General features: G+C 42.0%; 24 protein-coding genes. 13 read left to right on the plus strand and 11 right to left on the minus strand.

Annotation, left to right across the window (positions count from 1 at the left end):
• Nucleotides 1–4 precede the first annotated feature (4 nt).
• A complete protein-coding gene (locus GRFL_RS14635; RefSeq protein ID WP_083646176.1) occupies nucleotides 5–619 on the plus strand; it encodes a DUF4252 domain-containing protein in 615 nt (204 codons plus the stop codon).
• A 46-nt stretch (nucleotides 620–665) separates the two neighbouring features.
• Here GRFL_RS14635 and purB read toward each other — a convergent pair whose 3' ends face one another.
• The gene (gene purB / locus GRFL_RS14640; protein WP_083645328.1) at nucleotides 666–2,003 is read right to left on the minus strand and encodes an adenylosuccinate lyase; all 1,338 of its coding nucleotides are present in this window, start codon (nucleotides 2,001–2,003) and stop codon (nucleotides 666–668) included.
• A 74-nt stretch (nucleotides 2,004–2,077) separates the two neighbouring features.
• Nucleotides 2,078–2,761 (minus strand): SIR2 family NAD-dependent protein deacylase, encoded by a 684-nt coding sequence (locus GRFL_RS14645; RefSeq protein WP_083645329.1) that lies wholly within the window; start codon nucleotides 2,759–2,761, stop codon nucleotides 2,078–2,080.
• Nucleotides 2,762–3,176: 415 nt separating this feature from the next.
• Here GRFL_RS14645 and GRFL_RS14650 point away from each other — a divergent pair, with 415 nt between their 5' ends.
• Together GRFL_RS14650 and GRFL_RS14655 are read left to right on the plus strand one after the other, a co-directional pair.
• Entirely contained in the window at nucleotides 3,177–3,830 is a 654-nt protein-coding gene (locus tag GRFL_RS14650; protein WP_083645330.1) for a TrmH family RNA methyltransferase, read from the plus strand.
• Nucleotides 3,831–3,866: 36 nt separating this feature from the next.
• Nucleotides 3,867–4,403, plus strand: a complete 537-nt coding sequence (locus tag GRFL_RS14655; RefSeq protein WP_083645331.1) for an SRPBCC family protein — start codon at nucleotides 3,867–3,869, stop codon at nucleotides 4,401–4,403.
• Between the two features lie 2 nt (nucleotides 4,404–4,405).
• Here the strand turns inward: GRFL_RS14655 and GRFL_RS14660 are convergent, their stop codons facing one another.
• From GRFL_RS14660 to rlmH, 4 genes are all read right to left on the minus strand, one after another.
• Nucleotides 4,406–5,158, minus strand: a complete 753-nt coding sequence (locus GRFL_RS14660) for a carboxypeptidase-like regulatory domain-containing protein (protein ID WP_083645332.1) — start codon at nucleotides 5,156–5,158, stop codon at nucleotides 4,406–4,408.
• A gap of 69 nt (nucleotides 5,159–5,227) precedes the next feature.
• Nucleotides 5,228–6,964, minus strand: coding sequence for a DEAD/DEAH box helicase (locus GRFL_RS14665; protein WP_083645333.1), 1,737 nt, complete (start codon nucleotides 6,962–6,964; stop codon nucleotides 5,228–5,230).
• 159 nt (nucleotides 6,965–7,123) lie between these two features.
• On the minus strand, nucleotides 7,124–7,696 hold the full coding sequence (locus tag GRFL_RS14670; protein ID WP_083645334.1) for a non-canonical purine NTP diphosphatase: 573 nt from the start codon (nucleotides 7,694–7,696) through the stop codon (nucleotides 7,124–7,126).
• Between the two features lies 1 nt (nucleotide 7,697).
• Nucleotides 7,698–8,171 (minus strand): 23S rRNA (pseudouridine(1915)-N(3))-methyltransferase RlmH, encoded by a 474-nt coding sequence (rlmH, locus tag GRFL_RS14675; protein WP_083645335.1) that lies wholly within the window; start codon nucleotides 8,169–8,171, stop codon nucleotides 7,698–7,700.
• 52 nt (nucleotides 8,172–8,223) lie between these two features.
• On the opposite strand from rlmH, the gene nadC reads away from it, so the two are divergent.
• The 5 genes from nadC (at nucleotide 8,224) to priA (ending at nucleotide 13,565) form a co-directional block, all read left to right on the plus strand.
• Nucleotides 8,224–9,081: a carboxylating nicotinate-nucleotide diphosphorylase gene (gene nadC / locus GRFL_RS14680; protein WP_083645336.1), complete on the plus strand. Its 858-nt coding sequence runs from the start codon at nucleotides 8,224–8,226 to the stop codon at nucleotides 9,079–9,081.
• A gap of 1 nt (nucleotide 9,082) precedes the next feature.
• Nucleotides 9,083–10,006, plus strand: a complete 924-nt coding sequence (locus tag GRFL_RS14685) for a YihY/virulence factor BrkB family protein (protein WP_083645337.1) — start codon at nucleotides 9,083–9,085, stop codon at nucleotides 10,004–10,006.
• Nucleotides 10,007–10,035: 29 nt separating this feature from the next.
• Nucleotides 10,036–10,596: a chalcone isomerase family protein gene (locus GRFL_RS14690; RefSeq protein ID WP_083645338.1), complete on the plus strand. Its 561-nt coding sequence runs from the start codon at nucleotides 10,036–10,038 to the stop codon at nucleotides 10,594–10,596.
• Nucleotide 10,597: 1 nt separating this feature from the next.
• Nucleotides 10,598–11,020 (plus strand): DUF2147 domain-containing protein, encoded by a 423-nt coding sequence (locus GRFL_RS14695; protein ID WP_083645339.1) that lies wholly within the window; start codon nucleotides 10,598–10,600, stop codon nucleotides 11,018–11,020.
• 91 nt (nucleotides 11,021–11,111) lie between these two features.
• A complete protein-coding gene (gene priA / locus GRFL_RS14700; RefSeq protein ID WP_083645340.1) occupies nucleotides 11,112–13,565 on the plus strand; it encodes a replication restart helicase PriA in 2,454 nt (817 codons plus the stop codon).
• A 52-nt stretch (nucleotides 13,566–13,617) separates the two neighbouring features.
• Here priA and GRFL_RS14705 read toward each other — a convergent pair whose 3' ends face one another.
• Nucleotides 13,618–14,337: a LytR/AlgR family response regulator transcription factor gene (locus tag GRFL_RS14705; protein ID WP_083645341.1), complete on the minus strand. Its 720-nt coding sequence runs from the start codon at nucleotides 14,335–14,337 to the stop codon at nucleotides 13,618–13,620.
• Between the two features lie 166 nt (nucleotides 14,338–14,503).
• Between GRFL_RS14705 and rpsF the strand changes: the two genes are divergently transcribed.
• From rpsF to GRFL_RS14725, 4 genes are all read left to right on the plus strand, one after another.
• Nucleotides 14,504–14,842 (plus strand): 30S ribosomal protein S6, encoded by a 339-nt coding sequence (gene rpsF / locus GRFL_RS14710; protein WP_083645342.1) that lies wholly within the window; start codon nucleotides 14,504–14,506, stop codon nucleotides 14,840–14,842.
• 2 nt (nucleotides 14,843–14,844) lie between these two features.
• Nucleotides 14,845–15,144 (plus strand): 30S ribosomal protein S18, encoded by a 300-nt coding sequence (gene rpsR / locus GRFL_RS14715; protein ID WP_083645343.1) that lies wholly within the window; start codon nucleotides 14,845–14,847, stop codon nucleotides 15,142–15,144.
• A gap of 12 nt (nucleotides 15,145–15,156) precedes the next feature.
• Nucleotides 15,157–15,606, plus strand: coding sequence for a 50S ribosomal protein L9 (rplI, locus tag GRFL_RS14720; RefSeq protein WP_083645344.1), 450 nt, complete (start codon nucleotides 15,157–15,159; stop codon nucleotides 15,604–15,606).
• 70 nt (nucleotides 15,607–15,676) lie between these two features.
• Nucleotides 15,677–16,150, plus strand: a complete 474-nt coding sequence (locus GRFL_RS14725; RefSeq protein ID WP_083645345.1) for a DUF6495 family protein — start codon at nucleotides 15,677–15,679, stop codon at nucleotides 16,148–16,150.
• Between the two features lie 9 nt (nucleotides 16,151–16,159).
• Here the strand turns inward: GRFL_RS14725 and GRFL_RS14730 are convergent, their stop codons facing one another.
• Nucleotides 16,160–17,401, minus strand: a complete 1,242-nt coding sequence (locus tag GRFL_RS14730) for an ABC transporter permease (protein ID WP_083645346.1) — start codon at nucleotides 17,399–17,401, stop codon at nucleotides 16,160–16,162.
• 123 nt (nucleotides 17,402–17,524) lie between these two features.
• On the opposite strand from GRFL_RS14730, the gene hisS reads away from it, so the two are divergent.
• The gene (gene hisS / locus GRFL_RS14735) at nucleotides 17,525–18,895 is read left to right on the plus strand and encodes a histidine--tRNA ligase (RefSeq protein WP_083645347.1); all 1,371 of its coding nucleotides are present in this window, start codon (nucleotides 17,525–17,527) and stop codon (nucleotides 18,893–18,895) included.
• On the opposite strand, the gene GRFL_RS14740 is transcribed toward hisS, so the two are convergent.
• The 3 genes from GRFL_RS14740 to GRFL_RS14750 all read right to left on the minus strand — a co-directional run bounded on the left by GRFL_RS14740 (nucleotide 18,882) and on the right by GRFL_RS14750 (nucleotide 21,813).
• Nucleotides 18,882–19,850: an aldo/keto reductase gene (locus GRFL_RS14740; RefSeq protein ID WP_083645348.1), complete on the minus strand. Its 969-nt coding sequence runs from the start codon at nucleotides 19,848–19,850 to the stop codon at nucleotides 18,882–18,884. The two genes, hisS and GRFL_RS14740, sit on opposite strands and share 14 nt — an antisense overlap.
• Nucleotides 19,851–19,920: 70 nt before the next feature.
• Nucleotides 19,921–20,910 carry an SDR family oxidoreductase gene (locus tag GRFL_RS14745; RefSeq protein WP_083646177.1) on the minus strand — a complete coding sequence of 330 codons (990 nt, stop codon included), beginning with the start codon at nucleotides 20,908–20,910 and terminating at the stop codon, nucleotides 19,921–19,923.
• A gap of 234 nt (nucleotides 20,911–21,144) precedes the next feature.
• A complete protein-coding gene (locus tag GRFL_RS14750) occupies nucleotides 21,145–21,813 on the minus strand; it encodes a DUF6090 family protein (RefSeq protein WP_083645349.1) in 669 nt (222 codons plus the stop codon).
• Nucleotides 21,814–21,986: the final 173 nt, after the last annotated feature.

The raw sequence follows: 21,986 nt of genomic DNA on the forward strand, positions 1-21,986 counted from the left end.
TATCATGACACTAATCAAAAAACTAACAGTATTATTCAGTATTCTGGCAATCACTGCCTGCCAGAACGATAAATCTATCCAGAAGTACTATGTAGATAACCAGGAAGATGCTGATTTTATGGCACTGGATGTCCCTACCAGCATGTTCGCCAATCTGGACGCCATGGATGCCGAGAAGCGCGAAACCATGGAATCTATCAAAAAGATCAATGTACTTGCCTTAAGAGCCGATCAACATCCTGAAAAATTCAAGAAAGAGAAAGCAAAACTGGACGAAATCTTTACTGATGAAAAATATCAGTTATTGATGAAATACGGTGGAGGCACCAGGAAAGCCGCGCTTTATTTCACGGGAGAAGATGATGCTATAGATGAACTGATCGTTTACGGGTATGATGATTCCAAAGGTTTAGGTGTGGCCCGCGTATTAGGCGAGGACATGAATCCTGCTGGAATTATGGAAATGATGAAATCTTTGAAAAAAGAAGATATCGACGCCAGCGGACTGGAAGGCCTTATCGGAATTATGGGAAATGATAAGAAAACGAAAGATTCTACTACTGTAAAATCTTCTGAAGATGATACCACTGCGGTGGAAACAGACTCCATTTCAGAATAAGTACCTTAATTAGTTGAAAAGAAAAAGCCCCAAAATGGGGCTTTTTTTATATTCCAGTGTAATTCTGCGGAGTGATTTTTTTGAGCTCTTCCTTGATTTCAGTACTGACCTCCAGGGTTTCAATAAAATCAGCAATACTCTTACTCGTGATCTTTTCATTGGTTCGCGTTAGACCTTTTAGTGCTTCATACGGATTTTTGAAACCTTCACGTCGAAGAATGGTCTGGATCGCTTCTGCTACCACCGCCCAGTTATTTTCAAGGTCGGCATGTAGTTTTTCCTCATTCAGTAAAAGTTTATTCAAACCTTTCAAAGTTGATTTGAATGCGATGAGCGTATGTCCCACCGGAACGCCTACATTTCGTAAAACCGTGCTATCGGTGAGATCTCTTTGCAACCTGCTGATAGGAAGCTTTGCCGATAAATGCTCAAAAATGGCATTGGCTATTCCCAGGTTTCCTTCACTGTTTTCAAAATCAATAGGATTTACTTTATGTGGCATGGCCGAAGAACCGATTTCCCCTTTTTTGATCTTCTGCTTAAAATAATCCATCGAAATATAGGTCCAAATGTCGCGGTCCAAATCGATCAGGATCGTATTGATCCTTTTTAACGCATCAAATAGCGCCGCCATATGGTCGTAGTGTTCGATCTGAGTTGTGGGGAAGGAATGCTGCAATCCAAGGATGTCTTCTACAAAATGATCACCAAAAGCCTTCCAGTCTATTTCCGGATAAGCCACCTGATGAGCGTTATAATTCCCGGTAGCACCACCAAATTTGGCAGCGTGAGGAATTTGCAGTAGCTGTGCTTTCTGCTGTTCCAATCTTTCCACGAATACCTGGATCTCTTTTCCCAGACGAGTAGGAGAGGCCGGCTGGCCGTGGGTTCTTGCCAGTAAAGGGATTGCAGCCCACTCTTTGGATAGACTGCTAAGTTTTTCAATGATTTCGTCTAGTTCCGGTACATAGACTTGTTCCACTGCATCTTTTAAACTTAACGGAATGGCGGTATTATTGATATCCTGCGAAGTAAGCCCAAAATGGATAAATTCTTTAGAAGAGGTCATCCCCAGTTTGTCAAATTCTTCTTTCAGGAAATATTCAACGGCCTTTACATCATGATTGGTTACTTTTTCGATCTTTTTAATAGCCTGTGCGTCGAGTGACGTAAAGTTTTCGTAAAGATCTCTCAGTTTGCTGAAGTTATTAATGTCAACATCCTGAAGTTGCGGTAAACCCTGCTCGTATAGCGCGATGAAATATTCTACTTCGACCTGGATACGGTACCGAATTAAAGCTTCCTCGCTAAAATATTTTGAAAGTTTTTTGGTTTTGGAGTGGTATCTTCCGTCTATTGGAGAGATGGCCGTTAGTGGTGTCATTTGTTGCTGAATTTTTGAAAAACGTAAAGATACGCCATCAGATCAATTCAGAAAAAAAATGCCCATATTTTACCTTAGGAATGCTCTTTTAAGTCAGCTACCAGTTTGGGTACGCCTTTAACCGCAGTTTCCGGAATGATGTTCAGGTATTTTGACGGCTGAATATTCGGTTTGGGATCTATGAAATAGATAGGGGTTTCCGGCTTCACAAAATGGACCAGACTCGCCGCGGGATAGACCTGCATAGAAGTGCCAATTACCATCAGGATATCAGCCTCTTCAGTAATCTTACCGGCTATTTCAAACATAGGAACAGCTTCTCCAAACCAGACCACATGGGGGCGTAACTGGAAATTATGCTCGCAAAAATCACCAGGTTTAATGTCCTGTTTCCAGTCCATCACCAGCTTTTCATCAAAAGTACTTCTTGCTTTGAGCAGTTCGCCATGAAGATGAACCACTTTAGAACTGCCGGCACGTTCATGAAGATCATCAATATTCTGTGTAATGATGCTCACATCAAAATTTTCTTCCAGTTCCACCAGCGATTTATGAGCGGCATTGGGAGAAACCTGTAGGAGTTGCTTACGACGCTGATTGTAAAAGTCCAGAACAAGTCCCATATTTTTTTCCCAGCCTTGTGGAGAGGCTACTTCCATGACATCATGACCTTCCCAAAGCCCGTCGGCATCACGAAAGGTTTTGATACCACTTTCTGCACTAATCCCGGCACCGGTTAATACCACAATCTTCTTCATCTCGTAAAAATTATAAGCATTCTGTTAAAGTTTTAACCCTCAATTCCTGAGCGCCAGAAAACTAACTGTTGGCGCCTAAAATAAATTGGTTTTTTGCGCAACCTTTTTTAATTTTCAACGTCTTAGACACAGGTTTCGGAAATATTTCCAAGTTATCAAGAATTTTCCAATTCTTGGTTTTCTGGGAATCTATCTAAGTTTTGAGTGTTAACCTAACCACGATAAGCATCAACGGAACCTTTCGGTAAGTAAGGGAAATAGTTTCAAAATGATCAATTTTTAGCCTTTTTGGTCTGGCAAACTACACAAACAAGTCTTGGAACTGTTTCTAACTGCTTAGCGAATTTCGAATAATTATTTCGAATTTTGAATTAGAAAAAGCTCGGATGTTTCCGGGCTTTTTTAATTTTACGGCATGACAGAAGAAGAGATACTTCAGCATTTACAAGAACTTTTGACGCCAAGAAGAAGGCAGTTGTTCGAGCAGGTCTTAACCAACCGAACCAATTTTTTTACCGTTGCTACCCAGGATGTGTACCAGTTGCATAATACCAGTGCGGTGATTCGCAGTTGTGATGTCTTTGGCATTCAGAATATTCATGTGATCGAGGAGCGTATGCCGAAAAGAATTGATAAGGAAATTGCAATGGGCGCGCAAAAATGGGTGGACGTGCAACGCTACAGTGCTACGAAAGATTGCCTGCATACACTTCGTAAGAAAGGATATCGTATCGTCGCTACCAGCCCTCATGAAGATGCCGTTATGCTGGATGATTTTGATATTTCCACTCCCGCGGCGTTTTTCTTCGGAACCGAAAGGGAAGGGCTTTCTCAAGAAATTTTGGAGGAAGCTGACAGTACGTTGAAAATCCCGATGGTTGGTTTTACGGAAAGCCTCAATATTTCGGTTTCCGCAGCGATTATCCTACAATCGGTTACGGAAAAAATGAGACGATCCAACCTTCCGTGGAGACTTTCAGCAGCAGAGAAATTCCAGATTGAACTGGCTTGGACTAAAAAAACGATAAAAAATTCTGATCAAATCATAGAACGTTTCCATAATTCGTAATAATTCGTAACTTTTACTGCCCTTAGTAGCCAACCAATGACATTATTTTTTTATGTAATCATTGCTATCATCACTTTTTTCGCATTTCTACATGCCTGGGCGAAAAAAGATTACGATGTAAGCAGGACTGTTGTAATCAATGCTTCCCGGGAGGAAGTGTTTAATTTCGTGCGGAAATTACGCAACCAACCACATTGGAACCCCTGGTTTCGTCGGGATCCTGAAGCTATTAAGAAGTACAAGGGAGAGGACGGCAAACTGGGCTCCAGTTTCTATTGGAAAGGAAATAGCAAAGCAGGCGAAGGCATTCAGCGTATTGTTAAAGCAAAATTCGGAAGGGTTCTGGAAACACGTATTCTATTCATCAAACCCATCAAAGTACATGCGCTTACCTATATTGGGGTAAAAGAACTGGAGGAAGAAAAAACAAAAATGGTCTGGGGCGTTCGCGGGCATTTGGCTTTTCCGTTAACCATTATCAGTTTACTTTACCCTCCTGAAAAAATTCTGGGGAACAACCTGGAAAACGGACTCAAGAATCTCAAGCATATCCTGGAGGAGAACAACCGGTAATTCTATCTTTTCTGAAGAACCTTATATTCTTCATAGCAATTGCTGATCGCATCAAGGATCTGGAGGTCGTTCGCCGTTTTCATGAAATCCTGTGAATAGTTGCAATTATTCAGAATCTCATCAATTTCATTACGGTTCACCTGAAGAAAGGCCATCAGTGTTTCACGGTCAAATTTATTCCGAAGCAGTTCCCGGATATTATCATCAGCTTTCATCTGCCGCAGTTTACGCATTTGCCTCGGCTTATTTCCGAAGATATTATACACGAGATCGGCAGGATTGGAAAGTGATTTTAGGGTTTTGCTTACGGCGCCAGGAGATTTGTCACCTCCCTCGTATCCCTTGTTAAGACCGGAAATACTGTAGCGGTAATTGTCATAAATCGGGATATTCTTCGCGTCGATCTCCAAATATCCCGTTAGTTTTATAGAATTCACATCCACTTCTTCCAGGGCAAAACCTACTTCGGTCATTTTTACCTTGACGTTGCCGTATTTCAGCCAGTCATTGGTCACACGAACCCTGATAGACCTGAACCCTAGATAGGAAAAATACAGCGTATCATTCACAGTGGCCTGCAGCTGAAATTCCCCTTTCTCATCACTCACCGAACCAACCACCTGGTTCAGGTTTACGATATGAACATTTTCAATAGGTTTATCATCAGCCGCGTTCATAATGGTTCCGCGAATGGTATCCTGTGCGTAGGATATCGCTGAAAATGACAGCAAAAACAGAAGTAGGACTTTTTTCATAACAACAGGACCTAAAAATAGGAATTTTGTATAAAAAACAATGCCAAACTGAAAGATTAGTGCTATCGCCTATCTTTTTGAACGACGGCGTTTGATAGATCCTTCAATGTTTTTCTTTCTTCCCGGCTTTTTGGAACGATCGCTTTTAAAACCAGGCTTTCCTTTTGGCTTACGGAATTTCTTTCCGCGGCCACCGCCTTTATCTGACTTGTCTTTAGTGACTTCCACATTCACGCCGCGCCCCTGGTATTCATAATTATTGAAAGTTTCCAGTACTTGCTTTTCCAGGTTTTCATCTGTATTAAAGAAGGAGAAACTTCCCATTACGTCTACCTTGTAAACTTCGTCGCGTCCTAGATTCAATTCTTCTTTCAGAAGGTCTTTCAGTTTTTTCCAATCCAGGCCATCTTTTGAACCAATATTGATAAAATACCTCGTTCCTCCGGCCGGAGCAGATGAAGATTCTCTGGAGCTATTGCTCTCCTGAACGCTAAGATCTGGGGCATTTTGATAATAATTATGGAATCTTGTGAATTCTACTGAAAATACTTTTTTGATCAATTCTTCTTTGGAAAAATTAGCCAGCGTTTCATTGATAGCCGGCAAGTATTCGTCAATATCATGGTTGATCTCGGTATTCTTGATGTCATTGGCCAGGTGGAACAACTGGATTCGGCAAATCTCATTCCCGTCTGGCAATTGCTTCTGGGTAAAAGACTGCTGTATGATCTTTTCGATAGCTTTGATCTTACGCTGTTCGCTCTTGGAAATGATCACCATGGAAACCCCTTTTTTACCGGCACGACCAGTACGGCCACTTCGGTGGGTGTAGGTTTCAATCTCATCTGGCAACTGGTAGTTGATCACGTGAGTGATATCATCTACATCGATTCCTCTTGCGGCCACATCTGTAGCAACCAGCATTTGAATTTGTCTCGTTCTGAAACTTTTCATAACGAGGTCACGCTGATTCTGGCTCAGATCGCCGTGAAGTGCGGCAGCATTGTAGCCATCTTCGATCAGTTTTTCCGCGATCTTTTGTGTATCTCTCTTAGTTCTACAGAAAATAACCGAAAAGATATCAGGATTAGCATCTGCCAGGCGTTTCAGGGCCTCATAACGAAGGCGGTGATTCACCAGGTAGTATTCGTGGGCGACCTTATCAGTTCCCGTATTTCTTGAGCCTACAGTCACTTCCGCAGGATTACTCATGAATTTTTTGGCAATTTTCGCTACTTCTTTCGGCATGGTTGCGGAAAAAAGCCAGGTATTCTTCTCTTTCGGAGTATGGGAAAGAATGGATTTAATATCCTCGTAGAAGCCCATATTCAGCATTTCATCAGCCTCATCCAGCACACAGTATGAAATTGCAGTGATATCAGCCAGGTTTCTGCGAATCATATCCTGCATTCTTCCCGGAGTTGCCACGATGATCTGAGACCCGCGATTTAACTGGCGGGATTGTTCCGTAATACTGGCGCCACCATACACCGCAGTGATATTTAAACCTTTCTTGTACTTGGCGTACAAAGTTAATTCATTAGTGATCTGCAAACACAGCTCACGAGTAGGAGCCAAGACCAAAGCCTGGGTTTTCCTGCTGTTCAAATCAATTTTCTGAATAAGCGGAAATCCAAAAGCGGCAGTTTTACCGGTTCCGGTTTGAGCCAGTGACACCAGATCGGTATCACGTTCTAAAAGAATTGGGATTGATTTTTCCTGTACTTCACTTGGAGTTTCGAATCCAAGGTCTTTAATAGCCTCAAGTAGGTTTGCTTCCAGGCCTAATGTTTGGAATTTGTTCATGTAAAAATAAGTATCCGATTGCTTGTTATGATGTTACACAAGAAGAGAACCGACATACTTAAAAAACCCTAAACTTCTCCGTAACACGTCCTCACCCTGAGGAAATCGCGTGCAAATATAGTGCTATTTTTCTGATAAATGGCCGAGTAGGCCAGAATGTTACTTTTGAAGGTATTCTGCCAGTTGCCGAAATGCCCGGGCACGATGGCTGATTTCTGATTTTTCATCCAGCGTCATTTCGGCAAATGTCTGGTCTTTCCCATCGGGACGAAAGATCGGGTCATATCCAAAACCTTGTGAGCCTTTGCGATCTTTCACGATTCTGCCCTCACAAATCCCTGTAAATTGTTTCTGCTCTTTTTCCGTTCGGAAAGCAATGACCGTTTTAAAATGAGCAGATCTATCCGGTTTTTCTTCCAGTTCCTTCAGTAATTTCTGCATATTGTCTTCTGAATTTTTCTGAGGACCGGCATATCGTGCGGAATAAACTCCGGGAGCACCATTAAGAGCCGCGACTTCCAGCCCAGTATCATCAGCAAAACAACCGTAGCCATACTGTTCAAAAACATAGTCGGCCTTGAGCTGGGCATTTCCTTCAATAGTTTCCGCAGTTTCGGCAATATCCTCCTCGCAACCAATTTCAGTTAAGGAAAGCAGCTCAATGTGTGGCGGCAACAGGTTTTTAATTTCTTCAAATTTATGCTGGTTGTGCGTAGCAAATACAAGTTTCATATTATCGGTGGTGGTATGGTTCGTTCTTTAATATAGTAAAAGCCCGGTAAACCTGTTCGGTAAAAAACAGGCGCACCATTTGGTGGGAAAAGGTCATTTTGGAGAGGGAAATTTTGGAATTGGCTCTTTGATAAACTTCCTCTGAAAATCCGTACGGTCCGCCGATGACAAAAACCAGTTGTTTCAGGCCGGTATTCATTCTTTTCTGAAGGTATTCTGAAAAATCTTCTGAAGAGAACTGTTTTCCTTTTTCATCCAACAACACCACAAAATCGGAGTTTTGTATTCCGCTAAGGATCAATTCCCCTTCCTTGGTCTTTTGCTGATTTTCATCCAGGTTCTTCACTTTTTTAAGGTCCGGAATGATTTCAGTTTCAAATTTCACATAATGCTGAAGTCGGTTGGAGTAGACCGAAATCAGTGCTTCCAGTTCCTTCTTATCAGTTTTCCCAATACAGACTAATTTTATTGTCATCCCGTGATTTTACTACAGACTTTACTACATTTACAAAAATAAGCAGAGAAATATGATCTCACCGGCACAATTTGAAAAAGAAATTGAATTAATCATAAAAAATGCCATTCGCGAAGATGTTGGCGATGGAGATCACAGCTCACTGGCCTGCATCCCGGCTTCGGCCACGGGCAAAGCCAAATTACTGGTTAAAGACACCGGTATTCTTGCCGGGGTAGCCTTTGCACAAAAAGTTTTCGAGTATGTAGACAGCGATCTGAAAATGGAAATTTTCATTGCAGACGGTGAACCGATCAAAAAAGGAGATATCGCCTTTACCGTTGAAGGCAGTTCCCAATCTATTCTAAAGGCAGAAAGACTAGTATTGAATGCGATGCAGCGAATGAGCGCCATCGCTACCAAAACTTCGGAATTCGTGCAAAAACTGGAAGGCACCAAAACCAGGATTCTTGATACTCGTAAAACCACTCCCGGGATCAGGGCGCTCGAGAAATGGGCGGTAAAGATCGGGGGAGGAGAGAACCACCGTTTTGCGCTTTATGATATGATAATGCTAAAAGATAACCATATCGATTTCGCCGGGGGAATTACCAAAGCGATCAACAAAACGAAAAAATACCTGGAAGAAAATAACCTGGATTTGAAAATCATTGTAGAGGCAAGAAATCTTGGAGAAATTCAGGAAATTCTGAAATCTGAAGGTATCTACCGAATCCTGATCGATAATTTCAGTTTTGAAGATACCCGTAAAGCTGTGGAACTCATCGGGGACCGTTGTCTTACGGAAAGCAGCGGCGGTATTACCCTGGAAACCACCCGCACTTATGCTGAATGCGGTGTGGACTTTATTTCCAGCGGCGCCCTTACACATTCTGTATACAATCTCGATCTTAGTTTAAAAGCCGTGTAACATGGCCATTCAAACCGAGATCCAGTCGTGGTTGCAACGTTTTTCATCCTGGTGGGAACGAAAAACGAACAAGATCATACTTCCTGGCCTGGAAGGATTGTCTCTTTGGGATCTTTGGGTGATTTATACCGGCGGAATTGTAAAAGGTACATTTTCAACTCGGGCCAGCTCCATCGCTTTTAGTTTTTTTATGGCGATCTTTCCATTCCTGTTATTTGTCTTGAACCTGATACCTTATGTGACCTTCATAGATGATTTTCAATTGGAATTTCTGATCTTCATTGATGGACTGCTTCCGCCGGAGACAGGGGATTTCTTTGGTAATATTTTTGAAGATATTGCGAAAAACCCTCGTGGTGGCTTGCTTTCGGTGTCTTTTGTTCTTTCTATTTTCCTGATGACCAACGGCGTGAATGCTATTTTCACCGGTTTTGAGTTCAGTTACCATACACAGGCTAACCGATCGATCATCCGGCAATACGTGGTAGCGATAGGGGTATCTCTTATATTGGCACTGTTGTTGCTTATTTCGGTTATCGTAGCGGTTTATTTAACCTATGCGATCGATGATCTTACCACTCTTGGCGTTATAAACGATAATGGTTTTGGAGCCAGTTTGATAAATTTCATCGCTTTTATCATTTTAATTTATACGGCGGTGGCAATATTGTATTATTTCGGAACACGGGAAGCAAGACAGGCGAGATTCTTTTCGGTTGGAGCGCTTTTCACGACGATCCTGATCATGTTGACCACCTATTTATTCAGTTTATATATTACCAATTTTTCGAGATATAACGAATTATACGGGTCGATAGGAGCTTTACTGATTTTAATGTTTTACATCTGGCTGAATTCCAATGTATTACTTTTAGGGTTCGAATTAAATGCTTCTCTGATAAAACTGAAGAAAAAATTTAAATAACTTTAGAAAAAACCAAAAACCAATTGAACATGAAAAAAATGCTTTTTTTACTGGCTGCAGTGTTGAGTTTAAACCTTGGCGTGGCACAGACGAAGGTGGGCGATGTGAGCCTTCCGAATTCTCAATCCTTTCAGGGTACTGAACTAATGCTCAATGGAGCAGGTGTGAGGGAAAAACTTTGGATCGACCTCTATGCGGGAGGATTGTATCTCACTGAAAAATCTTCTGATGCCAATACTATTGCCAGTGCAGATAAACCAATGGCGATCAAATTGCATATTATTTCCAAGCTTATTTCCAGCGATAAAATGATCGATGCCGTAAACGAAGGATTCGAAAATGCTACTAACGGTAAGACCGCCCCTCTGGAAACCAAAATCGAGAAATTCCGCAGCTTCTTTATGGAAGAGATCCATAAAAACGATGTTTTTGACCTGGTGTACCTTCCCGGGAAAGGAGTGGTAGCCTACAAAAATGATAAGATGCTTGGTACCATTGAGGGACTCGATTTCAAAAAAGCGCTTTTCGGGATTTGGCTATCCAACCGCCCAGCAGATGATGATTTGAAAGAAGCCATGCTAGGCAAATAATATGAGATATTTCTTAGCCCCAATATTGCTGATATTTCTCGGGCAGAGCCTGTTCGCGCAGGAAGTCACCGGGAAATGGGAAAACCGGAACCACGAAGGCACCGTCAATTCTATTATTGAAATATATAAGGAAGATGGAAAATACTTCGGAAAGGTAGACCGGATTATGAAGGAGGAAGATCGTGACCGTGTTTGTTCGGAGTGCGATGGTGAGCTGAAAGATCAGCCAATTGAAGGAATGACATTTATGTGGGACCTGGAAAAGAATGGCTCTGAATATTCCGGCGGGACGATCGTTGATCCCAAAAGCGGTAAGGAATACCGCTGTAAGATCTGGCTGGATGAAAATGATCCTGATAGGTTGAATGTTCGTGGCTACCTCGCATTTTTCTACAAAACGAAAGTCTGGGAAAGAGCCGAATAGAATTACTGTTTGAAACTGCCTTTAAAATTTTAAATTTACAGTCTAAACTGTCTTAAATTTTAGAGGCAGTTTTTATTTTAACCTATTCTGAATGGCCTATTTCGCAGACCTTATTCTCCCGTTACCGCTGGATAAACGCTTTACCTATAGCTTGTCTGATGCTGAAGCTGAATTTATCTGTGAGGGAATGCGACTGGCTGTACAATTTGGTAAAAACCGCATTTACACGGGAATTGTGGCTAAAATTCATCAGAATCCTCCACAGGTCTATGAGGCGAAACCCATACACCAGATCCTGGATGAAAAGCCGCTGGTGAGCCTGCATCAGCTGAAATTCTGGAGTTGGATATCACACTACTATCTCTGTTCCGAAGGGGAAGTGATGCGTGCCGCTTTACCAGGAGCATTTTTGCTGGAAAGTGAAAGCATTGTAAAGCTACGGAAGAACTTTGATTTTCCGGAAGAAAAATTGAATGATGATGAATTCCTGGTAGTGGAAGCTTTGCAGCGACAATCCTCCATGAAGATCCAGGAAATTCAGGAATTATTGGATCGGAAAAGTGTACTGCCTGTTATCAATTTACTGGTAGAAAAGGAAGTGGTTGAGCTGAACCAGGAAATTTATGAGCAATACAAACCTAAAGAAGTTCGGTTCGTTCGGTTGCGTTCGGAATTTGAAGCGGAAGCAGCCATGCACCGGCTGTTGGATGAATTGAGCAACGCCCCTAAGCAACGAGAAATTCTGCTTACCTATTTTTCTCTTACCGCCAATAGCAGGAAACCTTTGAAGGCTAAAACGCTTTGCGACAAGTCTGGAGCTACCAGCGCGGTGTTAAAGAGCTTGGTGAAAAAGGGAATTTTCGAAGAGTACTATGAACAGACAGATAGAGTAGGTTTCAAAGGGGAAACCTTCAATAAGGAGATCATATTTAATAAATACCAACAGCAGGCATTTGACCAGATAAAATCTTATTTCGCAGAAGAACAGGTTTGCCTTTTACACGGGGTGACTTCTTCGGGAAAAACTGAAATTTATATCAGGCTTATTGAAGATGTCCTGAAAACAGGAAAACAGGCACTTTATTTATTGCCGGAAATCGCTCTTACTACACAGCTCATTAAAAGGCTTCAGGATTATTTTGGCGATAAGGTTTTGGTCTATCATAGCCGCTATTCTTTGAATGAACGAGTAGAAGTTTACAAACACGTGCTCAGCAATTCAGAAAAAGGACAGATCATTATTGGTGCTCGTTCCTGTATCTTTTTACCGTTTCAGAATTTGGGATTGATCGTCGTCGATGAAGAACATGAAACTACCTTTAAACAATTTGATCCTGCACCACGTTATCACGCGCGAGATGCTGCGGTAGTGCTGGCAGCCCAGTTTAAAGCTGCTATTTTGCTCGGTTCTGCCACGCCTTCCCTGGAATCGTATTTCAACGCCGACCATAATAAATATGCACTGGTCGAGCTTAACAGGAGATATGGCGAGGTTCTGATGCCCGATATGGAAGTGGTAGACATCAAAACGGCGCATCGCAAAAAGAAAATGACCGGCCATTTTTCTGAAAGGCTGATTGAAGAAATCAAGGAATCTCTGGAAGAGGAGGAACAGGTGATCCTTTTTCAGAATAGACGCGGATTTTCGCCAATTTTGGAATGCAATACTTGCGGGCATTCTCCGCAGTGTCCCAATTGTGATGTAAGTTTAACTTATCACAGTCATAATAACCAGTTGCGCTGCCATTATTGTGGCTATCATATTGCCATGCAGCAAAAATGTATGGCCTGCGGAAGTGATGAAATCTCTACTAAGGGATTCGGGACCGAACAGGTGGAAACCGAACTGCGAGCCTTGTTCCCGGATGCCCGTATCGCCCGAATGGACCAGGATACGACGCGGGGGAAACATTCTTATGAAAAGATCATTACGGCTTTTGAGAATTTTGAAACTGATATTTTAGTGGGCACGCAAATGCTCACCAAAGGGCTGGACTTCCGGAAGGTGAATTTAGTCGGGATCATGAATGCTGATAATTTGCTGAATTTTCCTGATTTTCGTGCACATGAAAGAAGTTTCCAGCTCATGCAGCAAGTTGCAGGACGTTCCGGGCGAACCAAAAAACGCGGAAAAGTACTAATTCAAACTTACAATCCCTATCATCGAATCATTCAGCAGGTTTCCACAGGAAATTTTTCGGAAATGTACCGTGAACAACTGGAAGAGCGTTACCAGTACAAATATCCGCCATACTTCAGGTTAATACGCTTAACTGTAAAAAGTCGGGATTTTTCGAAAACGAATGATGCGGCAGCCTGGCTGGCAACTGCTCTGGAGAAAGTTTTTGAGCGTTTTGTATTAGGACCGGAATTTCCGCCGGTGGCAAGGATCAGGAACGAATATTATAAAAATATCCTGATTAAAATTCCGCAGAAGCAATCTTTAGGAAAAACCAAAGCAATGGTCCACAGGATTTTATCCAGTTTCGGGACGATCGCTGCGTTCCGTTCTGTGAGGGTGATCATTAACGTGGACCCGCAATAAAAAAAGGCCATTTTCTAAAAATGGCCCTTAGTATATTCTGAAAAACAAGTTGTTATGATTCTTCCTGAAGGGCACTCAGCGCCTCTACCAGGTTGGCTTTTTTGTGCCTGCTAAGAGGCAACTTCTCTTTATCGATCTCGATAGTTTTACTGTTATAACGTTCGATCTTATCGAGGTTTATGATATATGATTTATGTGTACGAAGGAATCGGTCGTTTGGCAACTGTTCTTCAAAAGACTTCATGGTGGCCAGTACGACAAAATTATCTTTTTCAGTAACGAACTTCACATAATCCCCGAGCGCCTGTATATATTTCAGTTTACTAAGGAAAACCTTACGATTCTTCAGGTTACTCTTTACGAAGATGAAATCATCGTCTTCCTGAATAGGAGTCTGGTGTTTCAGTTTAAAAAGATTCACCGCTTTATTCACGGCGTTATTGAATCGATCTTTGGTTACCGGTTTATGAATATAATCCACGGCATCGTAATCGAAAGCTTTAAAGGCATATTTGGTTTTACCGGTTACGAATATAATCTGCGGTTTGTTCGGTAAATTGTCAAGCAGCTCAAAACCGGAAAGAATTGGCATTTCGATATCCAGAAAAATAAGATCGGTTTCGGTGTCTAAAAGTCCGTTTTTTGTTTCGATCGCATTATTGTATTCAGCCACCAACTTCAAATTGGGATGATCTTTGATCAACTTTACAATAGAAAGTCGCTGAAGGCTTGAATCATCTACAACGGCACATTTAAGTAATACTTCTTCCACGGTCTATTTCAGGTTAGATTTAACAATATTAGGCATTAATAAATTAAAATACAAAGTAATTTGAGTTTGTGGTCGATAAAATTTGTTTTACATCCTTTATTTCGGGCTTTGAAAATAGAAATAATAATACTATTTTTGCAGCCGATTTAATTTAAAGTAAGTATTTATGAACAATTATGAAACTGTTTTCATCTTGAATCCCGTTTTATCTGATGAGCAGATAAAGGAAACAGTTAAGAAATACGAAGATTTTCTTGTTTCTAGAGGGGCCGAGATGGTAGCTAAAGAAGATTGGGGGCTTAGAAAGCTAGCGTATCCAATCCAGCACAAAAAGAGTGGTTTTTATCACTTATTCGAGTTTAAGGCTCCAGGAGAAGTTATTGAGCCTTTAGAGTTGGAATTCAGAAGAGACGAACGTATGATGCGTTACCTAACTGTGAAGTTAGACAAGCATGCGGTCGCCTGGGCTGAAAAGAGAAGAAAACGTAACAAGGAAAAAGCGTAATCATGGCAACATCTATTGAACAACAGGCAAAAGGAAAAAAAGACGGAGAGATCAGGTATCTAACTCCGCTTAACATAGAAACTACTAAGGCTAAAAAATACTGCCGTTTCAAAAGATCAGGTATCAAGTATATCGATTACAAAGATCCTGATTTCTTGATGAGCTTCGTAAACGAGCAAGGAAAACTTCTTCCTCGTCGTCTTACCGGTACATCTTTGAAATACCAGAGAAAAGTGGCTACTGCTGTAAAGCGTGCTCGTCACTTAGCACTAATGCCTTATGTAGGTGATTTATTAAAATAAAAACAGGCAGTTATGGACGTAATACTTAAACAAGACGTAGATAATTTAGGCTTTAAAGACGATGTGGTATCTGTGAAGAACGGATATGGTCGTAACTACCTGATTCCTCAGGGATTTGCTGAGCTTGCGACTCCTTCAGCTAAGAAAATGCTGGCAGAGACTTTGAAGCAACGTGCTTACAAAGAGCAAAAGCATATCGATGAAGCTAAGAAGCAGGCTGAGAAATTGAACGGCCTTGATATTAAACTTACTGCTAAAGCCGGTGCCGGAGATAAGTTGTTTGGTTCTATTACCAATGCAGATCTTGCTGATGCACTTGCTAAAGAAGGAGTTGAAATTGATAAGAAATATATCAACATTGCTGGTGGTAACATTAAACGTTTAGGGCAGTACGATGCTACCCTTCGTTTCCACCGCGAAGTGGTAAGCAACTTCACTTTTGACGTTGTAGCCGAAGCTTAATAGCATGAATTTATAACAGGAAAGCCTGCTCATACTCTGAGTAGGCTTTTCTTTTTATATCTTATTCCCAATGAAATACTCAAGACTTACCAAAGAACAGTTTGATGAAATGCACCAGGAATTCATCAATTTCCTGGCAACCCAGTCTATTACAGCAGATGAATGGCAGAAGATCAAAACCGAAAAGCCAGAGGTAGCCGAACAAGAACTGGATATTTTCAGTGATCTGATCTGGGAAGGCGTTCTGAATAAAGTAGAATACCTGGAGCATATTTCAGAAAAACAGCTTTTTCTTTTCCATATTTCTGAAGCGACCATTAACCTGATCGCCATTAAGGTGGAAGTAGAAGGTATCGATATTACGACCCAAAATGGTTATGGCTGGCTGCAGCAGAATTTAATGGATGATCAAGTGAATATCTACACTTCGACCAAGGCACTGACCGAGGACCGAAATAAGGATATTTTCGCACTGATCCAACAGGGAGCCAATATTACCAAGGGCGAACTCTATCGCTACATGCAGGAAGTCGTCCAGGAATAATTATTATTCTTATTCGTATCTCAACGATTCGATCGGGTCTTGCCTGGAGGCTTTAAGAGCAGGATAACTACCGGCAAGAATAGCGACCAGAACGGTAATTGCGGTTGCCCAGAACATAGCCATCCACGGTGTGGTGAATTTGAAATCCAGGGCAGAGGAGACGGCAAATCCAATGCCGATCCCAAGCAGAATCCCTAAAATTCCACCCATCTGGCCAATGACCAGAGTTTCCAAAAAGAATTGGGTGGCAATGGTATTGCGTTTGGCACCCAGCGCCTTTCGCACACCAATCTCGCGGGTTCTCTCGGTAACGGTTACCAGCATGATATTCATCAGCGCTATGGAAGAACCGAAAATTGTGATGATCGAGATGATCCAGGCTGCGATATTCAGGGCTCCGGTAATACTAAGAATCCGGTTAATGAGATCATCGCTTCGTTCCAGCCCGAAATTATTTTCTTCCACAGGATTCAGTCCGCGAACATTTCTAAAGGTGATAATGGCCTCGTCCATAGCTTCTTCCAGCAGCTCTTTATTTGAAACGCGTACACTCAAATCGTAATTGATATTCGGCTGGGAAAAGATGGAGCGTGCATGCTGAATTGGGATAAATACCCGCAGATCCTGGTTATTCCCGAAGGTACTTCCCTTAGATTCCAGAATCCCGATGATCTTGAATTTTGCACCTCGTACACTAATTGTTTTATTAACGGGATCGAGGCCCTTAAAAAGTCCGTCTCGGAAATCTGAACCTACAATGGCCACATTATTATTGTTCCGAATATCGAAATAGTTGAATTGGCGGCCTTCTTCCACTTCCAGCCCCGTATTGTTCAAATAGAATTCATTCACACCTAAAACCCGGATTTCAGGATCGGTCTTCTCGTTCTCATATTTCACTTCAGCTGAAGCAGTGCCCGTAAAGGAGATAGCCGTTTCAGTAAAAGGATACTGGTAGCGGTCTTCAAACTCGCGCACTTCATTATAAGAAATGATGGGGTTGACCTTACGATCCTGGTTATTTCCGAAGCTCTGGGAGCGAAAATCGTATCGCTGAATATTAAAAGTATTAGCCCCCATAGAGGCAAAGTCACTGCTAATGGTATTTTCCAGAGCTGAAACGGCACTTAAAATACCAACCAGCGCGGTAATCCCGATGGCGATGATAAGAACGGTAAGGATGGTTCGGAGCGCCTGGTTACGAATGGAACTCAGCGCGATCCTGATATTTTCCCTAAAAAGTGAAAACATATGTTGGTTTTGATGTTACCGGTTAGACTATAAAAGTAGCAGAATGTTACTTAAAATTTCAAATTTGTTTGGGTTCGCCTAAATTTTAAGATATTTGCAAACCTGAAAAAGAAGTAAAGACCCATGGCGCAAAAACCATCTATCCCTAAAGGAACTCGCGATTTTTCTCCTGCTGAAGTGGCGAAACGCGATTATATTTTCGAGACCATCCGCAGCGAGTTTAAAAAATTCGGATTTCAGCCTATTGAAACTCCAAGTTTTGAGAATTCTTCCACGCTGATGGGAAAATATGGGGAAGAAGGTGATCGCCTGATATTTAAAATCCTGAATTCAGGAGATTTTCTACGGAAAGCTGATAAGAATGCTTTGACTGAAGAAGACTCCAACAAACTGGCAACTTCGATTAGCGAAAAGGCGCTACGGTATGATCTTACCGTTCCGTTTGCACGTTACGTGGTACAACACCAGAACGAGATCGAGTTTCCTTTTAAGCGTTACCAGATCCAACCGGTGTGGAGAGCAGACAGGCCGCAAAAAGGTCGATTTCGCGAATTTTACCAGTGTGATGCTGATGTAGTGGGAAGCACGAGTCTCTGGCAGGAAGTGGAGTTCGTGCAGCTGTATGATTCCGTATTTTCAGCTTTAAAATTAGATGGCGTAACCATCAAGATCAATAACCGTAAAGTTTTATCAGGTTTTGCGGAAGTGATTGGAGAATCAGATAAGCTAATCGATTTCACCGTGGCGCTTGACAAGCTTGATAAAATAGGCGAGGAGGGAGTCAAAAAAGAAATGCGCGAAAAAGGAATTTCTGAAGACGCGATCAGTAAAATTGAACCGATTTTTAAACTCCAGGGTGATTTTTCAGAAAAACTGGAAGGTATTAAGGCTATTCTTTCCTCTTCGGAAACAGGAATGAAAGGTATTTCAGAATTAGAATTTATTCAGAAGGCTATTGAAAATATGCCGCTTAAAACGGCCAGTTTAGACCTGGATGTGACCCTGGCCCGCGGACTTAATTATTACACTGGTGCTATTTATGAAGTTGTGGCTCCAGAGGGTGTGAAAATGGGCTCTATCGGTGGTGGAGGTCGTTACGACGACCTTACCGGGATTTTCGGCTTAAAAAATATGAGCGGGATCGGTATTTCCTTTGGTCTGGACCGGATTTACCTGGTGCTCGAAGAATTGAATTTGTTTCCGGAGACCGTTACCCAAAATACCAAGGTCTTATTTCTCAATTTTGGTGAAAAAGAAGCTTTGTATGCGATGAAGGCGGTGCGAAATTTACGTTCCGAAAACGTCATTGCCGAGCTTTATCCGGACGATGCTAAAATGGGAAAACAAATGAAATATGCCGATAAACGGGATATTCCATTTGTTGTACTGGCTGGAGACGAAGAGATGGCCCAGAAAAAATTCACCCTGAAACATATGAAATCAGGGGAACAGTTGGTCTTAAACCTGGACGAGCTAATTGCTAAGCTACAGTAGACTTTTTAGAACTGGCCTCTGTTAGCTGGCGCATGGATTCCTCGTCAAGCTCCAGGCTCACAGCTTCCCGAAATGCCTGGAGATGACCAGATTTCGTGGCACTGGCAATGGGAGCGGTGATCCCTGGTCGCTGCATGATCCATCTAAGTGCGACTGCGGCCTGCGAAACTTCATATTGTTCCGCAACCTCTTCTAAAGTCTGGAGGATCTGTTTCCCACGATCATCAAAATAGTCTTTTAAGAATGGTTCTCTTCCTGTTCCTTTAATATCTTTTTCTGAGGCGTATTTTCCGGTCAAAAACCCACTAGCCAAAGAGAAATAACTGGTGACACCCAGATTGTAGTTTTCACAGATCTTCTGAATATCTCCTTCGAATTTCTCCCGCTCGATTAAACTGTATTCTGGCTGAAAAACCTCATATTTCGGTAGGTCTTCTCTTTCAGCAGCTTTTAGCGAAGCAATTAACCTGGAAGATGATAAGTTCGACGCGCCTATATACCGCACTTTTCCCTGATCAATGAGTTTCTGGTAAGCACCCAGCGTTTCCTCAATTGGCGTTTGATCGTCATCCCAATGTGTGAAATACAGGTCTATATGATCTGTCTGCAATCTTTGCAGGGAATCTTCCACTGCCTTCAAAATATGCTTTTCGGAAATGTCTTTATTGCCTCCTTGCTGCATGCTCGAGCCCACTTTCGTTGCAAGAGTGATCTTATTCCTGTTTCCACGGTCTTTCATATATTCCCCAATGATAAGCTCAGATTCCCCACCTGAATTACCATCGGCCCAGCGAGAATACACATCAGCGGTATCGATCATGTTGAAACCCATATCCAGGATCTCATCCATCAGTTCAAAAGATCTTTTTTTATCGGCGGTCCAGCCAAAAACGTTCCCTCCAAAAACGATTGGTGGAATTTGAAGGTTGGTGGAACCAGCTTTTTGATACTTCATAGTTTTCTTTTTAATAAAATTTACTTGAGAATTTACAATTGATTTTTCCGGTTTTGGGATTGAAATGGAATCAACTTTTCAATAAAGACTTGAAAACCGCTCCTCCTATAATTGTTCCTGCGACCAGCGCAAGGCTTTTGCGATGATCATGTATGGTATCCCAAATACTGAAATTATGTGCTTTTTTATCAAAAGTTCCATGAGTTCCCTGATCACCCGGTACAGGTTCCCATAAATTGTCTTTACGATCGGCTTCTTCCGGCTCGTTGGTAAGCTGGCCACTAAAACCGTGTTCTGCCATATAATGGTCTAAGAATTCGGGTGCGAGCTTATTTCCCCAAATGGTTTGAACGGTAGGAAAGCCAACCAGGCGCTGGCGTTCTCCAGTCTCAGCAACTTCTACAACGGCACGAGCTGCGACTTCTGGCTGAAAAATCCTTCCCATGGGTTTTGGCTTCTGCTGAAAACGGGTCTTCACCCAACCAAACTGTGTAGTGTTCATCGCCGGCAGGTGTACGATAGAAAGGTCTACGTTGATTTGATCGTGCAGCAGCTCTGCGCGGAGTGATTCAAAAAAGCCCTGGATTGCATGCTTGGAGGCACAGTATGCCGATTGTAAAGGAATTCCCCTGTAAGAAAGTGCGGAGCCTATCAAAATGATCTTTCCGCAGTTTCTTGTTTTCATCTTTTGCAATGCCGCAAGTGTTCCGTAAACCTGTCCCAGGTAAGTTACTTCAGTCACGCGTTTGTATTCATCATTATGCATTTCCATCGCTTTACTGAAAACGCTAACCATCGCATTATTAACCCAGACGTCAATGGGGCCCAGGTTTTCTTCAGCAAAATCAGCAGCGGTATAAATCTGGTCAGCATTGGCGACATCTGCTTCATAGATCCACGCCTGCCCGCCAGCTTCTTCCACTTCTCTTTTTGCTCCTTCCAGGCCATCCCTACCGCGAGCGATCAATAAGATCTTAGCGCCCTGTTTGGCAAATTCTTTCGCAGTGGCACGCCCAACGCCGGCAGAAGCACCGGTAATCACGACAACTTTACTTTTCATAGTCTGATTTTTAAGATTGAAACTTCCGTTTACTCCCTTAAAATTAGGCAATAGGAAAAGGCTGGATGCTGGCTTTAAGAAAGTTTCACGTGTGACGGTTAGATTTTTGGCGTTTTATTAATAATTGCTGAAACCTCAGTTTTCCAACTCCTTTTCGATCGTGGCGAGAATCTGGTCTATTTCCTTTAAAAGTGGGGTGTAATGATAGTTTTCGGAACTCAGGCCGGTAACTATTTAAATCAGTAAATTATTTTCAAATTCCCGGTCTTTCAGGATATGCTGATTAGAAATTTCAGGATTTGGTTGAGAATTTCCTAAAACCGGCCCGCTGATATCGGTATTTTGTAGAATGGTCCGGATGCTATAGGTTTCTTTCCGAAAGAGATCCAGAAGTTTTTCCCGTTGCTCGCGTAAGGAATTCTCCTGCCTGCGAATACTTTGGAGGTACGAATCCCACATGGTCAAATGGCTGCGCAGTTCCGGGTTGGAAATATCCTTTAATCCGCCAGTGTTGATAATTTCGGTTACTAACGAATTATTAGGATTGTAATCGATCTCGTAACTCAGCGAATTGAACAGCAGTGTAGACAACTCTGCTTCATTGGAGATGATGTTTTGTTCCATCATTACGGCTAGCTTTCTGGCATCGCGATAGCTGTTCTGATTCACTTCCATTAAATTCAACAATTTAAGGCGGCTTTGAGAAAACTCATCGTGTAGTCCCTGTAGGTAAAACCTTTCCCGGTCCCGGGCCTGGTTTGATTGATTCCAGTTATTGATGGCCAGGGCGATCAGGATCCCGATCACGATCAAAAGCACTTCGCCACAGGCATATATAAAGTATTTGCTGAATTTCTGCTGACTCAGCAACCATTTTCGGGTTTTTCGGAAGATCCTGAACATGAATGATTGAAGTAATTTGACGTTTATCAGAAATTTGAAAATGAAAATTATTAATTAATCCTCTATTTTAACAGTCTGCACTTTAAAATTTAATCGAATGGAAGTTTTTATTCTAAATTTTGCGCATTATATTCAGAAAACCTGAAAATATTGTAACATTTTGGCTGATTCTG

The organism is Christiangramia flava JLT2011, from assembly GCF_001951155.1.
GTDB classification, from domain to species: Bacteria; Bacteroidota; Bacteroidia; order Flavobacteriales; family Flavobacteriaceae; genus Christiangramia; species Christiangramia flava.